The sequence below is a fragment of the Pseudomonas chlororaphis subsp. aurantiaca genome, assembly GCF_013466605.1.
GTDB lineage: Bacteria > Pseudomonadota > Gammaproteobacteria > Pseudomonadales > Pseudomonadaceae > Aquipseudomonas > Aquipseudomonas chlororaphis_I.
The window spans coordinates 2,450,981-2,470,552 of sequence record NZ_CP059162.1 but is presented as its reverse complement, the minus strand read 5'-3'; the positions used below and the strand labels follow the sequence as shown (position 1 = coordinate 2,470,552).

Below are 19,572 nucleotides of genomic sequence, written 5' to 3'. Positions count from 1 at the left end.
TACATTCCTCAGGCGTAGCGCCGGACGCTGTCTCGCAAGTAGGCATCCAGCAAAGCATTGTCTTGATGGGTGCGCGCCAGCTTGGGCACCGGGCGCTCCAGTTCGGCGGCGATAAAGGCGTGCAGCGCCGGGCGCCTCGGACCGTAAGCGGCCTCGTCGGCGCTGCGTTTCAAGGCCAGCAACTCATCCACCTCGTCCAGCAGTGGCCGATGGTCGACGGTGCTCAGCAGGTCGGCGAAGGTCATCGGCGGGCGGCCGCGCCCCTGATCGATCCAGCGCACCGCCAGCAACGGCCGGAGCACGTAGAAGTACTTCTTGAACCGCACGCTGTCGCCTTGCAGGTAACCGCGAAAGTTCTTCCTGGCCATCGACAGGTAATGATTACGGGCCGCCGGCGGGCTGTAGAACGCCTCCGCCAGCTCGCGCAGGCGCGCGGTTGCCGCCGGCTCGCTGCGATACACCAGGGGCGAATCCAGCCACTCCAGCAGGGTCGGGTTGGACTTGCGCAGCAACCCGAGGGTCTTGCGCAGTTCCCAGCCGCTGATGTCCAGTTCGTCGTCCAGCGGCCGCTCGATCACGTCCCGCCCGGTGTCCACCTGGATGAACCACTCGGGCTTTTCCACATAGACGAAACGCACATCGTAATCACTGTCGGTGGAGGCAAAGCCCCAGGCCCGACTGCCCGATTCGCAGGCATACAGCACCCGCACATTGCGCTCGCGCTCGATCCGCGCCAGCTCATCCAGTACCCGTGCGCGCATGGCGCTGCTCAGCGGGTGACGTTCATGAAGTTCCATGGTTCCTTGTCCTGTTCAATCGACGATCGCCAGCCACTTCTCACGCTGGCCTGATCGTCTTGCTTCGTTCACAGCAGGCGCTTGAGCGATCCCCGAGGCACTTCACCGGCCTCCTCCATCGCCTGCAACCGCTGCGCCAGTGCTTCTCGCAGTGGCTTGGGGGTTACCGGGTCGAACATCGCGTAGCGGGCATCGCACCAACAGGCCAGGGCCTCGCGCCAATAAGCCGCCTGGCTGCCCGCCTGGTCCAGGCGATGCAGCAGGTATTGCAACTGGCGCCAGCCCGGCTTGAGCCCCAGCAAGGCCCAGCGACGCGCCTTCGGCAGCGCATGCCAATGCTGGTCCAGACGCTGTTCCAGGGCCTCCTCGAACGCCGCCCAGGGCTGCTCGCGCAGCAGGCCGAGGGCGCAGTCGAAGACCTTGTCCGACGGATCGTCCAGGGCCGCCAGCTGCTGGGCCAGGCCACGCTCGCCGAGGGTTTGCAGGGCCAGCAGGCGCACCGTCAGCGCCTTGGAGGCCAGGGCCTGGTGCAGCATGGCGTCGGCCCGTGGCTCCCGCAGCTCCTTGGCCAGCCCCAGCAGGCCCAGCCACTGGCGCTTGTTCAGCGGTGCCGGCTCGAGCAACCGGGCCAGCAATACCTCCCGCGGCTCGAGCCGATAACGCGGCGCCGCCCAGTGAGCCAGGCAACGCAGGGCCGCCGAAGGGTCCAGCAAGGCCTGGCGCAGATGCGTGCCCGGGTCGGCCAGCAACGGCAGCAACAGCCGCAACGCCTTGACCCGGACACTGGCGCCGCGGCTGCGCATCACCTGTTCCAGCAACGGCACCGCCTGTTCTGCCGGCAACCCGGCGCAGGCATCCACCGCCCTCTGCCGCACGCTGACCTCGCTGTGGCCCAGGGCGATCGCCAGCAGCGCTGCGCGATCCTCCACGCCCTCCAGCAACAGCTCGAAGACAAAGCGCGCGGCCTTGCCCCGGCAGCGGCCAAAGGCGCTTTCCACCTCGGGCCGTACCTGGGCCATCAGCAACACCGCACGCGCCCGTTCCAGGGTGGCGCCATGGTCCGCCCGCTGTTTGTCGGCCAGGACCAGTAGCGGCACCAGGGCCTGTAACAGCAAGCCGGCGCGCTCCGGCACCAGGTAAAACTCGACCGCCGCAGCCGCTTCCTGGCGAACCTGGGGCACCCAATCGTTGAGGCGCTCCAGCAAGGCGGCCAGGGCCTCTGCCGAAGGTTGTGCGGCCAGGCCGCGCACCGCGGCCTGACGCACGAACCCGTTGCCGAATCGGCTCAGTTCCAGCCAGGCGCTGTGCGCGTCTTGTGCCTCCAGCACTTCCCGCACCCGGCGGGCTTCATAGTCGCTCAACTGGTCATGCCAGCTGAGCGAGACCTGTACCACTGCTTCCCTGTCGTGCATTTTTCTACCCCTTGACGCACACCACCTGACGCAGCGTGTGCAGCACTTCCACCAGCTCGCGCTGGGCGTGCATGACTTGGTCGATGTCCTTGTAGGCCATCGGGATTTCATCGATCACCGCGCTGTCCTTACGGCACTCCACATGGGCGGTGGCGCGGATCTGGTCGGCCAGGGTGAAGGTGTTCTTGGCCTTGGTGCGGCTCATGGTGCGCCCGGCCCCGTGGCTGCAGGAGCAGAACGCCTCCTCGTTGCCCAGCCCGCGAACGATGAAGCTCTTGGCGCCCATCGATCCGGGGATGATCCCCAGCTCGCCCTTCTTCGCCGACACCGCGCCCTTGCGGGTCACCAACACCTCTTCACCGAAGTGGCGCTCCTTCTGCACGTAGTTGTGGTGGCAGTTCACCGCCTCCAGCGCCACGTCGAAGGGCTTGTCGATCACCTTGCGGGTGGCCTGGATCACCAACTGCATCATCAGTTCACGGTTGTGCCGGGCGAAATCCTGGGCCCAGGCCACGGCCTCGACGTAATCGTCGAAGTGCTGGCTGCCTTCCTCGAAGTAGGCCAGGTCGCGGTCCGGCAGGTTGGCGATGTGCTGGCGCATGTCCGCCTGGGCCAGGTGGATGAACAGGTTGCCGATGGCGTTGCCCACGCCACGGGAACCGCTGTGGAGCATGAACCAGACCCGGTTGGCTTCATCCAGGCAGACCTCGATGAAGTGGTTGCCGCCGCCGAGGGTTCCCAAGTGCTGGCGGTTGTTGCTGTTGGCCAGCGCCGGGTACTTGTCGGTGATCGCCTTGAAGCGTGGGTGCAAGGCCGCCCAGGTGTGGTCGGCCTGGCGCGGCACGTCGCCCCAGGCGCCCTTGTCGCGACCGCTGCGCGGCGAGGTACGACCGTGGGGCACCGCCTGTTCGATGGCGCTGCGCAAACCGTGCAGGTTATCCGGCAGGTCGGCGGCGGTCAGCGAGGTGCGGGCGGCGATCATGCCGCAGCCGATATCCACCCCGACCGCCGCCGGGATGATCGCGCCCACGGTGGGGATCACGCTGCCGATGGTCGAGCCCTTGCCCAGGTGCACATCCGGCATCACCGCCAGGTGCTTGAAGATGAACGGCATCTTCGCGGTGTTCATCAACTGCTGGCGGGCTTCGTTTTCCACGGGCACGCCCTCGGTCCACATCTTGATCGGCTTGCCGTTGGCGACTTCCAGCAGTTGGTAGGTCTTGTGTTCCATGTTCTCGGCTCTTTTTTCTGTGGTCGACATTTCGACCCTGTTCGGTGGCCGGGTGGTCCGGCATAAAACGGCGACCAGTGAAGGTGAAACATGCAGCGCGCTCTGCCACTGAGCTAGCCCCTTGCGGTTGGCGGGAATCGAACCCGCGACCACGCTGTCCTGTAGTTCCACCGGCATTCGCCGGGTCAATCGGTGCAGGCCAGGCCTGCGGGCAGCGACAAGAGAACAGGCACCTTTGCTCTACCGACTGAGCTACAGCCTTGCGGCTGGCGGGGCTCGAACCCGCGACACGATGTAGTACCTGTGGCATTCGCTGCCATCCCGCTCGGGCGGGAGAAAAACCTGCGACGACAAGGGTCGATGAAACCGTGCACTCGTGTTCTGACCGTTGAACTACGGCGCCTTTTCGGGCACCGGCGGGACTCGAACCCGCATCACGAATCTGGGATGTAGTTCCATCAGCATTCGTCGCTGAAACTGCAAAAAAAGGTGGCACGACAAAAGGAGTGACTGATCGCCGGAATCGAACCGGCATAACCAGGATGTACAGCCACCGGCATTCGTGCCTTCACAGGCCCTGACTAAATCTGCTGGGACGTCTTTGGATGTAGTCACAGCGGCATTCGGGGCCAATGAACAAAAAATCTTCGGCGTGCGCCGGGTGAGCGGCGCACGGTTTATCTCATGTCTTGCCGATCAAGGCGCCATCGCCTCGATCGCCTCGACCCAGTGCTGCGCACCGTAGTTGCCCGCGGTGAACTGCTGGATCACATCGAACACCGCGTCACTGAAGCCGCCGACGTTGAGGATGTCCTCGCGGTCCGGCGCCTGGGTGGTGGCCCCGGGTTGCATATCGATGCACACCAGCCGCGCCTGTGGGTTGATGGCCTTGATCCGCTCCCACTGGCGCAGGGTTTCGGTCGCCCCATGGCGCCGCGCATCAATCCACGACTCGTTGTCCGAGACCAGGATCAGGGTGTCCACCTTGCACTTGGCGTTGGCCAGTTGTGCCAGGGGCGCCGAGCAGTTGGTCCCGCCACCGCCGATGGCCGCCAGTTTCTGCGCATTGCTCATCACGCTGTCCCGCGGGTTGAGGCGGATATCCACCACCCCGACCTCGAACGGCATGACCCGCGCCGCCGGCTGCTTGCGCAACACCGCTGCCGCCACCAGCGCCGCCACATCGATGCAACGCACCGCCGTGGTGGCGCCCTGGCGATAACCAGTGACCGGGCTGTGCATCGACCCCGAGACATCCGGGCACACCACCACCGCGCCTTGCAGCGCCGGCACGTTGGCCAGCGACAGCTCCAGGGCATCCTGCAACGCCTCGCGCACCGGCTGCGGCACCTCGTCCCCGGCCATGCGGTAGGCCGCCAGCAACTGGTACGGGTAGACCCGGGCCTTGGCCACTTCGGCGGCATCCGCCAGCCGCGCCGCCACATACTCGGTGCAACCCGGCACCTGGAACGCGCCATGGCGGGCCAGGGTGTTGAGGTTCATGCGCAGCCCCTGCCAGCCCATATTGTGCGCCTGTTCGGCCCATTGCTCGCGGCTCAGGGGTTCGTTGCCGAGCAACTGGAACGGCACCTGCGGCACAGCCCTGGTCGCCCCGCTGCGAAAGGCCAGCAAGGCGCGGGTCAGCTCGGGCAGCGCCTGCGCATCCACCGGCTTGCCGATCAACCAGGCGAAGAAGGCTGCGCGCCAGGCCTCGCTTGGCTTGGGGTGAACCATCTTGACCACGTCCGCCAGCGACGGCTGGTTGCCCACCGAGGCCTGCAACAGCTGGCGTTCGCTGGCGCTGTTCAACCAGTTCTGCACCAGGCGCTTGGGCTGCGACCCCAGGGATTTACGCCCGGTCGCCCCGCTGCGCAGGATCTGCACGAAGTTGCGCAGCATCTTGCCGTTGTCCACCACCTGGGCAAACAGCTCCGGCACCAGGGCCGAGCGTTGCGCGGTCAGCGCCGCCAGCAGCAAGGCCGGCATGTCTTTCATATGACCCTGCTGCCGAGCGTAACGCGCGGCCTGGGCGACGAAACGGCTGTCGACTTCGTTCACCAGCTGCAACACCGCGTCCAGCTGACCTTCAGGCGAGGTGTAGAAGGTCGAGTTCAGACAACCGGTCACCGTCAGTTGGGCCAGGCGATGCTTGGCGTTGTAGGCATAGGCCGGGGCCTGGGCAGCGTTCAGGGTGTTGCTCGCCGGCGCTTTTGCCTGTTGGGTGTTGAACAGCTGGAAGTTGGCCATCTTGGCATCTCGCTCTGTTGTCTTGTTCGTTGCCAGAGAGATTGCAGCCGCTATGCCAGTTTTATTCTTTCCTGCGAGTTATTTTTTAACCAATTGATTTATAACAATTTTATTTTTAAATACTTTTTCCTTTGCAAATCTTCGAGACAAAACTGCTGATAATTTTATATCTTTATTTATCGCTATTTATCTTCAGGTATAAACATGTCAGGCAAGCCCACGGTCGCCATAGGTTTTGTCGGTTCCACCCTCGATCGCGTCGGCAAGGGCGCCAACCGCTGGAGCCACTGGCGCCCCAGTGTCGGCCTGTGCCAGCAGCAGGACGTGCTGATCAATCGCTTGGAGCTGATCCACGGCGTCGACGCCCGGGACGTCAGTCTGGCCGAGCGGGTGGCCAACGACATTCGCCAGGTATCGCCGCAAACCACGGTGCGCCTGCACCCCATGGGCCTGAAGAACCCCTGGGACTTCGAAGAGGTGTACGGCGCCCTGCACGACTTCACCAGCGCCTACCCCTTCGACACCGAGCGCGAGGACTACCTGGTGCACATCACCACCGGGACCCACGTGGCGCAGATCTGCTGGTTCCTGCTGACCGAGGCGCGCTACATGCCGGCGCGGTTGATCCAGACCTCCCCGGCGCGGCGTCGCGACCCGGAGCAGCACGCCACCGGCACCCATGCCCTGATCGACCTCGACCTGTCGCGCTACGACCGCATCGCCTCGCGCTTCGCCGGCAAGCGCCTGGAGGGCCTGGCCTTCCTCAAGTCGGGGATCGCCACCCGCAACGCCGCGTTCAACCGTTCCATCGAACAGATCGAGCGGGTGGCCGTACGCTCCAAGGCACCGATGCTGCTGATCGGCCCCACCGGTGCCGGCAAGTCGTTCCTGGCCCGGCGCATCTATGAACTCAAGCGCGGCCGGCACCAGGCCCAGGGGCGTTTTGTCGAGGTCAACTGCGCCACCCTGCGCGGCGACGGCGCCATGTCGGCGCTGTTCGGGCATATCAAGGGCGCCTTCACCGGCGCCCAGAACGCCCGCGACGGCCTGCTGCGGGCGGCGGACGGCGGCATGCTGTTTCTCGACGAGATCGGCGAACTGGGGCTCGACGAACAGGCGATGCTGCTCAAGGCCATCGAGGAAAAACGCTTCTTCCCCATGGGCTCGGACAAGGAAGTGGACAGCGACTTCCTGATCATCGCCGGCACCCACCGCGACCTGCGCGGCCAGGTCGCCCAGGGCCTGTTCCGCGAGGACCTGTATGCGCGGATCAACCTCTGGACCTTCAACCTGCCGGGGCTGGCCGGGCGGCGCGAGGACATCGAGCCGAACATCGATTTCGAACTGGAACGCCACGCCCGGGAACAAGGTCGCCTGGTGCGCTTCAACCTCGAGGCGCGGCGGCGCTACCTGGCGTTTGCCAGCTCCAGCGAAGCGGCGTGGCTGGGCAACTTCCGCGAGCTGTCGGCTTCCATCACCCGCATGGCCACCCTGGCCGACAGCGGACGCATCGACGAAGCCCAGGCCGAGGAAGAAATCGAGCGGCTACGTTATGCCTGGGGCTTGAGCCAGGCGCAGGATCCGTTGGCCACCCTGCTGGGCGACACGGCCGAACTCGACCTGTTCGACCGCTTGCAATTGCAGGCGGTGATCGAGGTCTGCCGCCAGGCCGACAGCCTGTCCGATGCCGGACGCAAACTGTTTGGCGTGTCTCGCCAGACCAAGGCCCAGCCCAATGACGCCGACCGCCTGCGCAAGTACCTGGCGCGCTTCGGCCTGGAGTGGAAGCAGATAGTTGTACCAGCGGACTAAGAGCGCTCGCAAAAGCGCCCCACACACTTGACCTACCCTCAGCCACCCGGCACCGCGAACACCGCATTGGCCCTGGCCACCACCCGCTCGCCGACCTGCAGGGTGACGGTGGCGAAGGCCATCTGCCGGCCGCGCTTGGAGTGCTCCAGGCGTACATCTATCCATTCGCCGACCTGCACCGCGCCGAGGTAGTCCAGGTGCATGCTGGCGGTGATCAGCGGTAACGGTGGGTCACTGGCGAAGGCCATGGCGTAGCCCATGCCGATATCGGCCAGGGTGGCGAGGATGCCGCCGTGCATGGTGCCACGCCCGTTGGCGTGACGGCTGTCGGCGCGCAGGCCGATCTCCAGCTGCAAGCCGCTGCCACGGCAATACACCGGACCAATCAACTCCAGCAGCGGGCTGCTGCGGGACAAGGGGGCATAACCTTCGGGTAGCTCGGGCGTGCTCATGGCGGGTCTCCGTTGCCGATGGCGATGACCGAGGTGTACCCCGAAGCGGCGCCGGCGACCAGCCGTATCCATCCGGCAAATCCCTGGCGATAAGCCGCGGCGACACGTCATCCTCGCCCCTCCCCGGGCAATCGACGATAAGATACGCAGCCGTCCCGCCAGCCCCGGGCACGATCATTTATTTCAAGGAGCGACCATGCACCCTCAGGACGACACCCCCACCCCGCTGCGCAGCCTCGCCGTGGTGCTGCTCAGCACGCTGCTGGCCGCCTGTTCCCCCAGCGATCGTTCGTCCTCGGTGGCGGTCGGCGGCGCCCAGGGCAAGGCCGGTGCGCAACTGGCCTACGAACACGAGCTGAGCCTGTCGCTACCCTCGGCGCAGATCGCACCGCGCCTGGCCGCCACCCGCGAAGCCTGCGAAAACGCCAGGTTCGGCGCCTGCAATATCCTGCGCCTGCAACAAGGCCAGTACCACGCCCAAGTGATCCTGCGCATCGTGCCCGACGGCGTCGAACCGATAGTCGCGCTGGCCGCCCAGGGCGCCGAAATCGGCGAACGCATCACCAGCGCCGAAGACCTGGCCGACGCCGTGGCCGACGTGCAGCGCCAGCAGGAACGGCTCAAGGCCCAGCAGCAACGCCTCGACCAGCTGGCGGCGCGCAAGGACATCACCGTCAGCGACCTGATCGCCCTGAGCAAGGAACAGGCGAGCATCGAGAACGACCTGCAAGCCCTGGCCCAGGCCGCCGCCGGGCACCAGCGGCGGCTCGACACCAATCGCCTGACCCTGAACTTCGTGCCCACCGACAGCAGCCAGCGCGGCTCGAAACTGCAACGGGCCTTCGACAACCTGCTGGACAACCTCGCCTACGGCACCGCCGAAGCCCTGGAGAAAGGCAGCTACGTGTTGCCGTTCCTGATCCTGGCCTTCCCGCTGGCGATGATCTGGGTCTGGCTGTGGCGCCGGTTCGTACGCCGTCGTTGAGTCGCAGCACTCTGCAAAACCCGAGAAGCCCGGCCTGATGTGCCGGGCTTTTTCATGGGCACGATCAGCCTCGCCTCACCAGCATCCCCTGCCCACCGCCAAGCCCCGCTAAACAAGGCCTGGCGAGCACTGACGAAGAAAACTGCACGAACGTACCTGAAACTGGCACGTTTTTCCCATGCACCTGCAGCTTGCGAATCGACCCACCGCAAGAGCCGCATCGACGGTGCCTACCCGCACCAATAGCAATCATCGGACGCTATCCGCGTCCCTATAAAGTGCAGACGGCGAGCCAAAAGCTCGTTGAGCTGAGACTGGCGATAAGGAAGTCTCATGTGCGATGTGCAGTCATGTTCACCGGCGTTTTCCGCTATTGGCTCCACCGTTTCGCCCCTGGTTCCGCCTCGTCCGGCAGCCCTGCCCGGACCAGCCCTCGCGCCCTGCGCGTCATCGACGGTCGACCTTGCGCACGCTACGCGGCACTGCCTGTGCCGGCCTCCGGTAATCCCCCTCGCTCCAGTCGACAGGACAACTTCCAGGCTGGCGGCAGCGGCTGTTATAAGGCCGACCCTGTCCCGGTGCCGATATCCAAGCCCGTCTTCCCGGGTACTGCCCAGGGCATCCCGACACAAACATTCGCCCCCAGCCCGGTCTCGCCACTGTTCAAGTAGCGTCGGCGGAAGAACCTTCGACAAGACCTATCGTCGATTGTTTTTGAACCACTAAGCGGCCAACTTCATTTTGCACTCGGTGACATTTCACCGAGCGAAATCCGTATTTCTATTGTTGCGTACTCGACAACAAACAAACGCGCCAAGCGCGTTAAAACTGGATGATCAACGCATTGCCCGACAATAAGGCAATTCAATATCAAGGCATCGACCACGGGGTAATGAGCGGACCGCTATTTACATACACTCAATGTACGTACCGGTTAATTATTTATACCCCCAGCAGGTTAATAAGAGCTCCGTCATCGCCCTGCTCAATGGCGGGCAGGCGAGCGCGCCATGGATACTCAAGAATGCTCCCCGAGCGGGCCGTAAAGACTACAGAAGCCCCACGCAGAGCCCTGAAAACAACAAGATCAAGGACCTCCAGGCAATGACCGGCTAGTCACTGTTTATTTGCACCAAATCAATTCGCCAGACGCTTTTTAGTGCGTTGGCCAGGGTATTGATCGCCCCTGTTTCCGGCTGAAAAACGGATAACCCAGGGCAGGCAGGCTCGCCCGTAAAAAGCATTTAAGGTCAACTTTTCGAGACGCTGAATATATATGGCTGCGCCAGTTTTTCTCGCAAATTTATATAAATGCGACATGCACTACGGGCCGTCGCCAATTGCATAACAAGCGACACAATCTGGCATAGCGGTTGCTATATGTAACGAGTACGAGACAGGTGCACCACAAACACCGGCTCATCCCATAACAATGTTCCAGGGAGTGGTAATGAACAATCTAAGTCGAAGGCGTTAAGCCACTCGTTTGCACAAGGCCGTTCAACTGGATAGTTCAACTATCGGCTTTTGCTCACCCTTGAAAAAGTTAAACCCGACTTTCGAACATTCCAGCCAATGTTCGAACGGTGCCTTATTGCCCTTCATCCGACCGAGGGAGCTTTAATGAACGATGCGGTAAAGAACAGAACCCTGCCGAGGCCCTTGGACGATGAAGCCGTCGTCCAGGTTGCGCGGGGCCGTCCTTATAAGGGCAATGCATCGAAACCCGGAGGCCTGAGCAACCGTCAGGTGCTATTGCTGGTGACGGTCTCGGCCCTGCTCCATGGTGGCGCCTGGTGGTTCTTCCAGCAGACCCGCGCCGCGCCACTGGAAACGCCCCCGGAAATCCCGGAAATGACCGTCGAGCTGAGCAGCCCGACCCCGCCCGCGCCGCCCGCCCCGGAACCCCCGCCGCCTCCGCCGCCGCCCGAACCCGAGCAACCGGTGGAAGACGAAGACGCGCTCAAGCCGCCACCCAAGCCGGTGGAGAAACCCAAGCCCATCGAAAAGCCCAAACCGGTCGAGAAACCCAAGCCGGTGAAAAAGCCCGAACCACCGAAAACACCGGCTCCAGCCGCCCCCGCGCCACCGGCCGCGCCCACAGCGCCCAGCCAGCCGGCCGCCGCTCCGGCACCGGCCGCGGCCCCCGGGCCGGTCAAGGAATCGGCGGCAGTTTCCGGCCTGGCCAGCCTCGGCAACCCGCCGCCGGAATACCCGTCCCTGGCCCTGCGCCGCAACTGGGAAGGCACGGTGGTGCTGCGCATCAAGGTGCTGCCCAACGGCCGCGCCGGCAGTGTGGAAGTCACCCGTTCCAGCGGCAAGCCGCAACTGGACGAGGCCGCCGTGGCCGCGGTGAAGAACTGGAAATTCATCCCGGCCAAGCGCGGCGACACGCCGATCGAAGGCTTCGCCACCCAGACCATCGATTTCAAATTGCCGCAATGACCGCGGCCTGACCTGAACTCACAACCTGTTTACGCATGCGAGGTGTAGCCATGAACGATTCCCTGACATCCCTGATTGTCCCCGGTGTGCTCTGGGCCCTGGTGCTGTTTTCCGTGGTCAGCTGGGCACTGCTGCTGGTCAAGTCGGCGCAGTACCTGCGGCAGAAGACCCAGAACCGACAGTTCAGCAAAGCCTTCTGGAGCGCCCCGGACCTGCTCACCGCCGCCGAACACGCCAGCCAGTACCCCGGCTCCCTGGCGCGCATCGCCAGCAGCGGTTTCGAAGCCCTGCTGGTGGAGGAGTCGCCACGCACCACCCAGCAACTGGCCCACACCATCAACCGCGCCGATCGCCTGGAGCGCAACCTGCGCCAGCAGATCCAGAAGGAACGCCGGGCCCTGGAAAGCGGCCAGGCGGTGCTCGCCAGTATCGGCAGCACCGCGCCCTTCATCGGCCTGTTCGGCACGGTCTGGGGGATCATGGAAGCCCTGCAGAGCATCGGCGCCAGCGGTTCGGCCAGCCTGGAAACCGTGGCCGGGCCGATCGGCCATGCGTTGATCGCCACCGGCGTGGGCATCGCCGTCGCCGTGCCGGCGGTGCTGATCTACAACTTCTTCCTGCGCCGCCTGAAGCTGGCCTCGGCCAGCATGGACGACTTCGCCCATGACTTCGACGCCCTGGCCCAGCGCAGCGCCTTCGCCATCAGCCGCCAGGCCATCGCCAGCAAGACCGCCCACGCCGTACGGGAGGCCAGCTGATGTCCTTCTCTACTCAAGACAGCGACGAAGTACTCAGTGAAATGAACGTCACGCCACTGGTGGACGTGATGCTGGTGCTGCTGGTGGTGTTCATCGTCACTGCCCCGCTGATGACCAACGCGATCAAGGTCAACCTGCCGAAGACCGACGCCGTGGCCCCCGCCGAGAAGAAAGACCCGGTGGTGGTCAGCGTCGACCAGGACGGCAAGTTCTACCTGGCCAAGTCCGAAATGGCCCCCGAGCTGCTGGAAAGCAGCCTCAAGGAGGTCAAGGCCAAGGACAGCGAGGTGCGCGTGCAGCTGCAGGCCGACGCCGCCGTCAACTACGGCCAGGTGGCCAAGGCCATGGCCTCCATCGAACGTTCGGGGATCACCAGGATATCCGTGATGACCACCCGATGAAGGCAGTGCCTGGCGCCCCCTGAGGGACACGCCAGGCACTGCCTCGAAAAATCCCGTCGCAATCGGCCGACCGCAAGACGCCACGCGCCTGCGGAGGGGATCGGCTTGCTTGAAGAAAGTGGTTTTCCGGGGTCGGTACAACCCAGCCGGAGCAATGAGGGCCCACAAGGCCATTTCGATAAACGTCTGAAAGAGTCGGAAGTAATCATGCTGATGAACATTCCACGTTTCACGCTCAAGCCACTGGTGACCACGCTGCAACGGCACCGTTTTGTCCCGCTGTACCTGATGGCCATGGGCCTGGGCTCCGGCACCGCGCAAGCCGCCGAAGAGGACGCTGACAGCAGCGTCGTCCCGGCCGCCAGTGCCGCGGCCGTGGCGCCCACCACCCAGCTGCAACGGGTCGAAGTGACAGGTTCGGCGATCCGCCGGGTCGATGCCGAAACCGCCGTGCCGATCACCATCCTGCGCGCCGAAGAGCTGCGCAAACAGGGGGTGAGCACCACCGCCGAACTGGTGCAGCGCATCACCGGCAGCCAGTCGATCAACAACAGCGCCGGCTCGGTGGGAGCCGCCACCGGCGGCGCTTCCTTCGCCGACATGCGCGGCATCGGCGCCAACAAGACCCTGGTACTGCTCAACGGCCGACGCCTGGCCAACAACGCGTTGTCGGGCACCAACTCGGCCGGCGGCGCGGTGGACCTGAACATGATCCCCTTCGCCGCCATCGACCGCGTCGAAGTGCTGCGCGACGGCGCCTCGGCCCTCTACGGCACCGACGCCATCGGCGGCGTGATCAACTTCATCACCAAGAAATCCCTGACCGACGGCCAACTGACCCTGGGCGGCGAAACCCCGACCCACAGCGGCGGCGGTGCGAGCAAGGATATGAGCGCCAGCTGGGGCTTCGGCGACCTGGAAGAAGACCGCTTCAACGTGCTCGGGGTGTTCAACTACAACAAGCAGCAGAACCTCGACGCCAACGACCGCTCCTTCGCCACCGACTACCGCCCCGGCCGTGGCCTCGACCAGACCTCGGGCACGGCCTTTCCGGGCAATTACACCCAGGGCGACAACGCCACCAACCCGCTGGCCGGCAGCAACTGCAACGGGCCGAACCTGATTGCCCGCCAGGGCCTGTGCCGCTTCAGTACCCGCGAGTACATCGACCTGCTGCCGGAGACCGAAAAGACCTCGTTCTTCGGCAAGAGCACCGCCAAGCTGGCCGACGACCACAACGTCAACCTGGAGTACTTCTGGTCGCGCAACAACAACGCCACGGCGGTCGGCCCGGCGCCCCTCACCGGCCTGAGCCTGGACGCCTCCTCGCCCTACTACCCGGGCAACGGCATCACTCCGGCGCCGACCGGCTTCAGCCTCGACCCGAGCCAGCCGATCGGCGTGAACTGGCGTGAAACCGCCGCTGGTGCCCGGGAATCCAAGGACCAGAACACCAGCCAGCGCTTCGTCCTGAGCTTCGACGGCCTGGTGGCCGGCTGGGACTACAACCTCGGTGCCTCCTACAACCAGAACAAGGTGGTCTCCAGCGTCACCAACGGCTACGTCAGCGACCGCGCGATGATCGCCGGCCTGGCCAGCGGCCTGCTCAACCCGTTCGGCCCGCAGACCCAGGCCGGCCAGGACTACATCGAGCAGGCGGCCTACCACGGCGCCTACTCCACGGCAGTCGGTCGGGTCGTCGGTTTCGATGGGCGCGTCAGCCGCGAGATCGGCGACTGGTTCGGTGCCGGGCCCTCCGGCCTGGCCCTGGGCGGCGAGTACCGCAAGGAGAAATTCCACCAGGACTACGAAGAGTTCGCCGGCGACATCCAGAGCCTGGGCATCGACCCGTCCGGCAGCGTCGAGGGCAATCGCAGTGTCAGGGCGGCCTACGCCGAACTGAACGTACCGGTGCTCGACAGCCTGGAGCTGTCCGTCGCCATCCGCCACGACAAATACAGCGACTTCGGCAGCACCACCAACCCGAAATACTCGTTCCGCTACCAGCCGCTCAAGGAACTGGTGGTGCGCGGCGCCTACAGCGAAGGCTTCCGCGCCCCATCGCTGTACGAGCTGTATGCGCCGCGCAGCATCACCTACACCCAGGGCTACTACAACGACCCGGTGCTCTGTACCGGCGGCGTGGTGCAGCCCGGCGGCAACGGCGGGCGCGACTGCGGCCAGCAGTTCCTCAACCAGATCGGCGGCAACACCGACCTGGCGCCGGAAAAGGCCCGCAACGTGACCCTGGGCTTCGTCTATCAGCCGATCCGCGACCTGTCGGTGGGCCTGGACTTCTGGTGGATTCACATCTCCAACCAGATCCAGCCGTTCCCCGAATCCACGGTGTTCGACCAGTCCGGTGCCTACGCCGACCGCTTCGTGCGCAACGCCGACGGTTCGCTGAACTACATCGTCACCGGCAACGCCAACCTGGGCATAGTCGAAACCAACGGTGTCGACGTGTCCCTGGACTACCGTTTCCCCAATACCCCCTACGGCCAGTTCGACCTCGGGCTGCAAGGCACCTACGTCAAGAGCTACGACTTCCAGAGCACCATCAAGGGGCCGTTCACCGACAAGGTCGGCGACTTCGAGGGCGATGGCGTGATCGCCCGCTGGAAACACAACCTCACCGGCACCTGGACCCTGGGCGCGGCGCGGGCCTCGCTGAGCAACCGCTTCACCACCGGCTACAACGACTACGACCGCACCACCAATGCGCGCGTGGCCTCGTACTCGGTGTGGGACCTGGCGGCCGGCTACACCTTCGACAAGGTGCTGGACGTCGACGCCGGGGTGAAGAACGTCTTCGACCGAGAGCCGCCGTTCTCCAACCAGGCCTACAACTTCCAGAGCGGCTACGACCCCCGTTACACCGACCCGCTGGGTCGCACCCTGTTCGCGCGCATGACGTACCACTTCTGAGTCACCGCCGGGGCCGCGCAAGACTCCGGCCGGCCCCGGCCGCATTGCGAATTCGCGCCCCATGGCGGCCCGCCGCCGTGGGTCTTTTCGCCCTGCCGACCCAGGCTTTCCGGCATCACGAGGAATCTTTCGATCATGTCTGCACTGACCCGCACCCTGGCTGGGCTGGCGCTTGCCACCGCGCTGCTTGGCGCCGCCGGCGAGACCCTGGCCGCCGCCCACGGCAGCTATGCCATGACGGTCTATGGCGAGCCGCCGAAGTACCCGCCGGACTTCCAGCACTTCGACTACGTCAACCCCGATGCGCCCAAGGGCGGCTCCCTGAGTCGCGCCTCGATGGAGATCGGCCAGTTCAACTACATCACCCCCTATGCCGACCAGGGCATCGCGGTGGCCCAGGTCAACGACTGGGTGTATTCGCCCCTGGCCTTTCGCTCCCTGGACGAGCCCTACACCGTCTACGGACTGGTGGCCGAACGCATGGAACGCGACCCCGACGGCCTGTGGGTGCGCTTCTATCTCGACCCCAGGGCGCGCTTCGCCGATGGCACGCCGATCACCGCGCAAGACGTGCGCTACACCTTCGACCTGCTGCTGAGCAAGGGCAGCCTGAGCTATCGCCAGCAGTACGGCGACGTGCGGGACGTGGTGATCGAAGGCCCCGGGCAGGTGCGCTTCGACTTCAAGAACAACCTCAACCGCACCCTGGCCCTGGACCTGGCGACCCTGCGCGTGCTGCCCGAACACTGGTGGAAGACCCGCGACTTCGCCAACGGCGGCGGCTTCGAACCGCCCCTGGGCAGCGGGCCGTACAAAGTCGGCAAGGTCGACGCCGGGCGCAGCATCAGCTTCGAGCGCGATCCGAACTGGTGGGCCAGGGACTTGCCGGTCAGCCGCGGCATGTACAACTTCGACAGCCTGACGGTGAATTTCTACGGCGACACCGACGTCGCCCGCCAGCTGCTGCAGGCCGGCGCCTTCGACTACAACCGCGAGTTTTCCTCGTCCGGTTACGTGGTCGGCTACGACAGCCCGGCCCTGCGCGACGGCCGCCTGCAACAGGCGATCCTCGCACCAGACAAACCCACCGCCGCCCAGGGTTTTGTGTTCAACCTGCAAAGGCCGGTCTTCCACGACCGCCGGGTGCGCCAGGCGCTGACCCTGCTGTGGGATTTCGAGTGGACCAACAAGCAGATGATGCGCGGCTTCTACGTGCGCCAGCAGAGCTACTGGCCGAAAAGCGAAATGGCCGCCAGCGCCCTGCCGGACGCCCGCGAGCGGGAGATCCTCGAACCCCTGCGCGGGCAGATCCCCGACGAAGTCTTCAGCCAGGTCTACCGGGCTCCGCAGACCGACGGCAGCGGCCGCATCCGCGACCAGCAGCTGCAGGCCCTGCGCCTGCTGGCCGAGGCCGGCTGGACACCCCGCAACAACCGCCTGGTGAACGCCGCCGGCGAGCCGCTGGAGTTCACCTTTCTCGATGGCCAGGGCGGCTTCGACCGCATGCTGCTGCCGTACAAACGCACCCTGGCGCAGATCGGCATCACCCTCAACCTGCGGCGCATCGATTCGGCGCAGTACATCAACCTGCTCAACGCCCGGGACTACGACATGATCGTCACCAGTTTCCCCCGCAGCGGCGACCCCATCGTCTCCCCGGGTCGCGAGCTGTACAGCCTGTATGGCTCGCAAAGCGCGACCCAGGTCGGCAGCTCCAATTCCATGGTGCTGGCCAACCCGGCGGTGGACCGCCTGATCGACGGCCTGGTCCAGGCCAATAGCCGCGACGAGATGGTGCATTACGCCCGGGCCCTGGACCGGGTACTGCAATGGGGCCAGTACCTGATTCCCAACTACTACTCCAAGGGCACGCCCACGGTGTTCCAGAACCGCTTCGGCCGGCCGGCCATCGCGCCGATCTACGACGAGGGCCTGAACACCTGGTGGGAGGTCAGCCCCAAGGCGCTGACCGCCAGCCAGATGAGCGCCCTGCGCGGCACTGTGGGGGCGCACTGACATGGGCCGTTACCTGAGTCGTCGCCTGCTGCTGATCATCCCCACCCTGCTGTGCATCCTGGTGGTCAACTTCCTGATCGTCCAGGCCGCGCCCGGCGGCCCGGTGGAACAGACCATCGCCCGCCTGCAAGGCTTCGGCGGGCATGCCATGGGCGGTGGCGCCGAGGTCGCCGCGGTGGGCGGCGGCGGACGCAGCAGCCGGGGCCTGGACCCGGCGCTGATCGAGGAGATCAAGCACCACTACGGCTTCGACAAGCCGATGCACCAGCGCCTGTGGCTGATGCTGAAGAACTACGCGCAACTGGACTTCGGCAACAGCTTCTTTCGCGGGGCCAAGGTCACCGACCTGATCCTGCAGAAGCTGCCGACCTCGCTGTCCCTCGGCCTGTGGGCGACCCTGATCACCTACCTGGTGTCGATTCCCCTGGGGGCGCGCAAGGCGATCCGCAACGGCAGCGCCTTCGATGCCTGGACCAGCAGCGCCATCGTCCTGGGCTACGCCATGCCGGCGTTCCTGTTCGCCATCCTGCTGATCGTGGTGTTCGCTGGCGGCAGCTACCTGGACTGGTTCCCGGTGCAGGGCCTGGTCTCGGACAACTTCGCCAGCCTCGGGCCCCTGGCCAAGGTCGGCGACTACCTGTGGCACCTGGTGCTGCCGGTGTCGGCCCTGGTGATCGGCGGCTTCGCCACCCTGACCCTGCTGACCAAGAACAGCTTCCTCAACGAGATCAGCCGCCAGTACGTGGTCACCGCCCGGGCCAAGGGCCTGAGCGAACATCGGGTGCTCTACGGCCATGTGTTTCGCAACGCCATGCTGCTGGTGATCGCCGGCATTCCCACGGCGCTGATCGAGGTGTTCTTCGCCGGCTCGCTGCTGATCGAGACCCTCTTCAACCTCGATGGCCTCGGGCGCATGAGCTACGAGGCGGCGGTGTCGCGGGACTACCCGGTGGTGTTCGGCGCGTTGTTCCTGTTCACCCTGTTCGGCCTGCTGATCAAGCTGATCGGCGACCTGTGCTACAGCCTGGTCGATCCGCGCATCGACTTCTCGGCGAGGACTGCCTGATGTTCACACTTTCTCCCCTGGGCCGTCGCCGCATCGAACACTTCAAGGCCAACCGCCGGGGTCGCTGGGCGCTGTGGCTGTTTATCGGCCTGTGCCTGGTCTGCCTGGGCGGCGAACTGATCGCCAACGACAAGCCCCTGGTCATCCGCTATCACGGCGCCTGGTATTTCCCGATCCTCAGCGACTACGACGAAACCGAGTTCGGCGGCGAACTGCCGTTCCAGCCGGACTATGCCAGCAGCTACGTGCACGAACTGATCGAGGGCCAGGGCGGCTGGATGCTGTTCCCGCCGATCCCCTTCAGCTACGACACGGTCAACTACGACCTGGCGCAACCGGCGCCCAGCCCGCCCTCGGCGCAGAACTGGCTGGGCACCGACGACCAGGCCCGGGACGTGCTGGCGCGGGTGATCTTCGGCACGCGGATGTCGATCCTGTTTGCCCTGGTACTGACCGCCATCAGTGCGCTGATCGGCATCACCGCCGGCGCCCTGCAGGGTTATTACGGCGGCTGGGTCGACCTGTTCGGGCAACGCCTGCTGGAAATCTGGTCGGGGCTGCCGGTGCTGTACCTGCTGATCATTCTCTCGGGGTTCGTCTCGCCGAGCTTCTGGTGGCTGCTGGGGATCATGGCGCTGTTCTCCTGGCTGGCCCTGGTGGACGTGGTGCGCGCCGAGTTCCTGCGTGGCCGCAACCTGGAGTACGTCAAGGCCGCGCGGGCCCTGGGCCTGAGCGACGGCGAGCTGATGCGCCGGCACATCCTGCCCAACGCCATGACCTCCACCCTGACCTACCTGCCGTTCATTCTCACCGGCGCCATCGCCACCCTCACCGCCCTGGATTTTCTCGGCTTCGGCATGCCCGCCGGCACTGCTTCCCTGGGCGAGCTGATCGGCCAGGCCAAGCGCAACCTGCAAGCCCCCTGGCTGGGCCTGACGGCGTTCTTCGCCCTGGCGCTGATTCTCTCGTTGCTGGTGTTTATCGGCGAAGCCTGCCGCGACGCCTTCGATCCCCGGAGCTGA

14 protein-coding genes and 1 tRNA gene are annotated in these 19,572 nt (G+C 65.1%); 9 read left to right on the top strand and 6 right to left on the bottom strand.

The window, feature by feature from the left end:
* Positions 1 to 8 precede the first annotated feature (8 nt).
* The 5 genes from H0I86_RS11525 to H0I86_RS11505 all read right to left on the bottom strand — a co-directional run bounded on the left by H0I86_RS11525 (position 9) and on the right by H0I86_RS11505 (position 5,687).
* A complete protein-coding gene (locus H0I86_RS11525) occupies positions 9 to 797 on the bottom strand; it encodes a nucleotidyltransferase domain-containing protein (RefSeq protein ID WP_180925097.1) in 789 nt (262 codons plus the stop codon).
* Positions 798 to 865: 68 nt separating this feature from the next.
* On the bottom strand, positions 866 to 2,209 hold the full coding sequence (locus H0I86_RS11520; RefSeq protein WP_180925096.1) for an amino acid adenylation domain-containing protein: 1,344 nt from the start codon (positions 2,207 to 2,209) through the stop codon (positions 866 to 868).
* A 4-nt stretch (positions 2,210 to 2,213) separates the two neighbouring features.
* On the bottom strand, positions 2,214 to 3,440 hold the full coding sequence (locus tag H0I86_RS11515) for an RtcB family protein (protein WP_180925095.1): 1,227 nt from the start codon (positions 3,438 to 3,440) through the stop codon (positions 2,214 to 2,216).
* A 125-nt stretch (positions 3,441 to 3,565) separates the two neighbouring features.
* Positions 3,566 to 3,702, bottom strand: a tRNA-OTHER gene (locus H0I86_RS11510).
* Between the two features lie 434 nt (positions 3,703 to 4,136).
* Positions 4,137 to 5,687, bottom strand: a complete 1,551-nt coding sequence (locus H0I86_RS11505) for an RNA-binding protein (protein ID WP_180925094.1) — start codon at positions 5,685 to 5,687, stop codon at positions 4,137 to 4,139.
* Between the two features lie 204 nt (positions 5,688 to 5,891).
* Here H0I86_RS11505 and rtcR point away from each other — a divergent pair, with 204 nt between their 5' ends.
* Entirely contained in the window at positions 5,892 to 7,499 is a 1,608-nt protein-coding gene (rtcR, locus tag H0I86_RS11500; protein ID WP_180925093.1) for an RNA repair transcriptional activator RtcR, read from the top strand.
* Between the two features lie 38 nt (positions 7,500 to 7,537).
* On the opposite strand, the gene H0I86_RS11495 is transcribed toward rtcR, so the two are convergent.
* Positions 7,538 to 7,951 carry a PaaI family thioesterase gene (locus H0I86_RS11495; protein WP_180925092.1) on the bottom strand — a complete coding sequence of 138 codons (414 nt, stop codon included), beginning with the start codon at positions 7,949 to 7,951 and terminating at the stop codon, positions 7,538 to 7,540.
* A 196-nt stretch (positions 7,952 to 8,147) separates the two neighbouring features.
* On the opposite strand from H0I86_RS11495, the gene H0I86_RS11490 reads away from it, so the two are divergent.
* The 8 genes from H0I86_RS11490 (at position 8,148) to H0I86_RS11455 (ending at position 19,572) form a co-directional block, all read left to right on the top strand.
* On the top strand, positions 8,148 to 8,936 hold the full coding sequence (locus H0I86_RS11490) for a DUF4349 domain-containing protein (RefSeq protein WP_180925091.1): 789 nt from the start codon (positions 8,148 to 8,150) through the stop codon (positions 8,934 to 8,936).
* A gap of 1,623 nt (positions 8,937 to 10,559) precedes the next feature.
* On the top strand, positions 10,560 to 11,381 hold the full coding sequence (locus H0I86_RS11485) for an energy transducer TonB (protein WP_180925090.1): 822 nt from the start codon (positions 10,560 to 10,562) through the stop codon (positions 11,379 to 11,381).
* 50 nt (positions 11,382 to 11,431) lie between these two features.
* Positions 11,432 to 12,139 carry a MotA/TolQ/ExbB proton channel family protein gene (locus tag H0I86_RS11480; RefSeq protein WP_009048248.1) on the top strand — a complete coding sequence of 236 codons (708 nt, stop codon included), beginning with the start codon at positions 11,432 to 11,434 and terminating at the stop codon, positions 12,137 to 12,139.
* On the top strand, positions 12,139 to 12,540 hold the full coding sequence (locus H0I86_RS11475; RefSeq protein WP_180925089.1) for an ExbD/TolR family protein: 402 nt from the start codon (positions 12,139 to 12,141) through the stop codon (positions 12,538 to 12,540). The genes H0I86_RS11480 and H0I86_RS11475 overlap by 1 nt, the downstream gene beginning before the upstream one ends.
* A gap of 207 nt (positions 12,541 to 12,747) precedes the next feature.
* Entirely contained in the window at positions 12,748 to 15,468 is a 2,721-nt protein-coding gene (locus H0I86_RS11470) for a TonB-dependent receptor (protein ID WP_180925088.1), read from the top strand.
* Positions 15,469 to 15,603: 135 nt separating this feature from the next.
* Positions 15,604 to 17,484 carry an extracellular solute-binding protein gene (locus H0I86_RS11465; protein WP_180925087.1) on the top strand — a complete coding sequence of 627 codons (1,881 nt, stop codon included), beginning with the start codon at positions 15,604 to 15,606 and terminating at the stop codon, positions 17,482 to 17,484.
* Between the two features lies 1 nt (position 17,485).
* Positions 17,486 to 18,550 (top strand): microcin C ABC transporter permease YejB, encoded by a 1,065-nt coding sequence (locus H0I86_RS11460; RefSeq protein ID WP_180925086.1) that lies wholly within the window; start codon positions 17,486 to 17,488, stop codon positions 18,548 to 18,550.
* A complete protein-coding gene (locus tag H0I86_RS11455) occupies positions 18,550 to 19,572 on the top strand; it encodes an ABC transporter permease (RefSeq protein WP_180925085.1) in 1,023 nt (340 codons plus the stop codon). The genes H0I86_RS11460 and H0I86_RS11455 overlap by 1 nt, the downstream gene beginning before the upstream one ends.

Excerpts from the sequence above, each read along its gene's own strand:
- H0I86_RS11525 (WP_180925097.1), bottom strand. The coding sequence starts at position 797 with ATGGAACTTCATGAACGTCACCCGCTGAGCAGCGCCATGCGCGCACGG.
- H0I86_RS11520 (WP_180925096.1), bottom strand. The coding sequence starts at position 2,209 with ATGCACGACAGGGAAGCAGTGGTACAGGTCTCGCTCAGCTGGCATGAC.
- H0I86_RS11515 (WP_180925095.1), bottom strand. The coding sequence starts at position 3,440 with ATGGAACACAAGACCTACCAACTGCTGGAAGTCGCCAACGGCAAGCCG.
- H0I86_RS11505 (WP_180925094.1), bottom strand. The coding sequence starts at position 5,687 with ATGGCCAACTTCCAGCTGTTCAACACCCAACAGGCAAAAGCGCCGGCG.
- rtcR (WP_180925093.1), top strand. The coding sequence starts at position 5,892 with ATGTCAGGCAAGCCCACGGTCGCCATAGGTTTTGTCGGTTCCACCCTC.
- H0I86_RS11495 (WP_180925092.1), bottom strand. The coding sequence starts at position 7,951 with ATGAGCACGCCCGAGCTACCCGAAGGTTATGCCCCCTTGTCCCGCAGC.
- H0I86_RS11490 (WP_180925091.1), top strand. The coding sequence starts at position 8,148 with ATGCACCCTCAGGACGACACCCCCACCCCGCTGCGCAGCCTCGCCGTG.
- H0I86_RS11485 (WP_180925090.1), top strand. The coding sequence starts at position 10,560 with ATGAACGATGCGGTAAAGAACAGAACCCTGCCGAGGCCCTTGGACGAT.
- H0I86_RS11480 (WP_009048248.1), top strand. The coding sequence starts at position 11,432 with ATGAACGATTCCCTGACATCCCTGATTGTCCCCGGTGTGCTCTGGGCC.
- H0I86_RS11475 (WP_180925089.1), top strand. The coding sequence starts at position 12,139 with ATGTCCTTCTCTACTCAAGACAGCGACGAAGTACTCAGTGAAATGAAC.
- H0I86_RS11470 (WP_180925088.1), top strand. The coding sequence starts at position 12,748 with ATGCTGATGAACATTCCACGTTTCACGCTCAAGCCACTGGTGACCACG.
- H0I86_RS11465 (WP_180925087.1), top strand. The coding sequence starts at position 15,604 with ATGTCTGCACTGACCCGCACCCTGGCTGGGCTGGCGCTTGCCACCGCG.
- H0I86_RS11460 (WP_180925086.1), top strand. The coding sequence starts at position 17,486 with ATGGGCCGTTACCTGAGTCGTCGCCTGCTGCTGATCATCCCCACCCTG.
- H0I86_RS11455 (WP_180925085.1), top strand. The coding sequence starts at position 18,550 with ATGTTCACACTTTCTCCCCTGGGCCGTCGCCGCATCGAACACTTCAAG.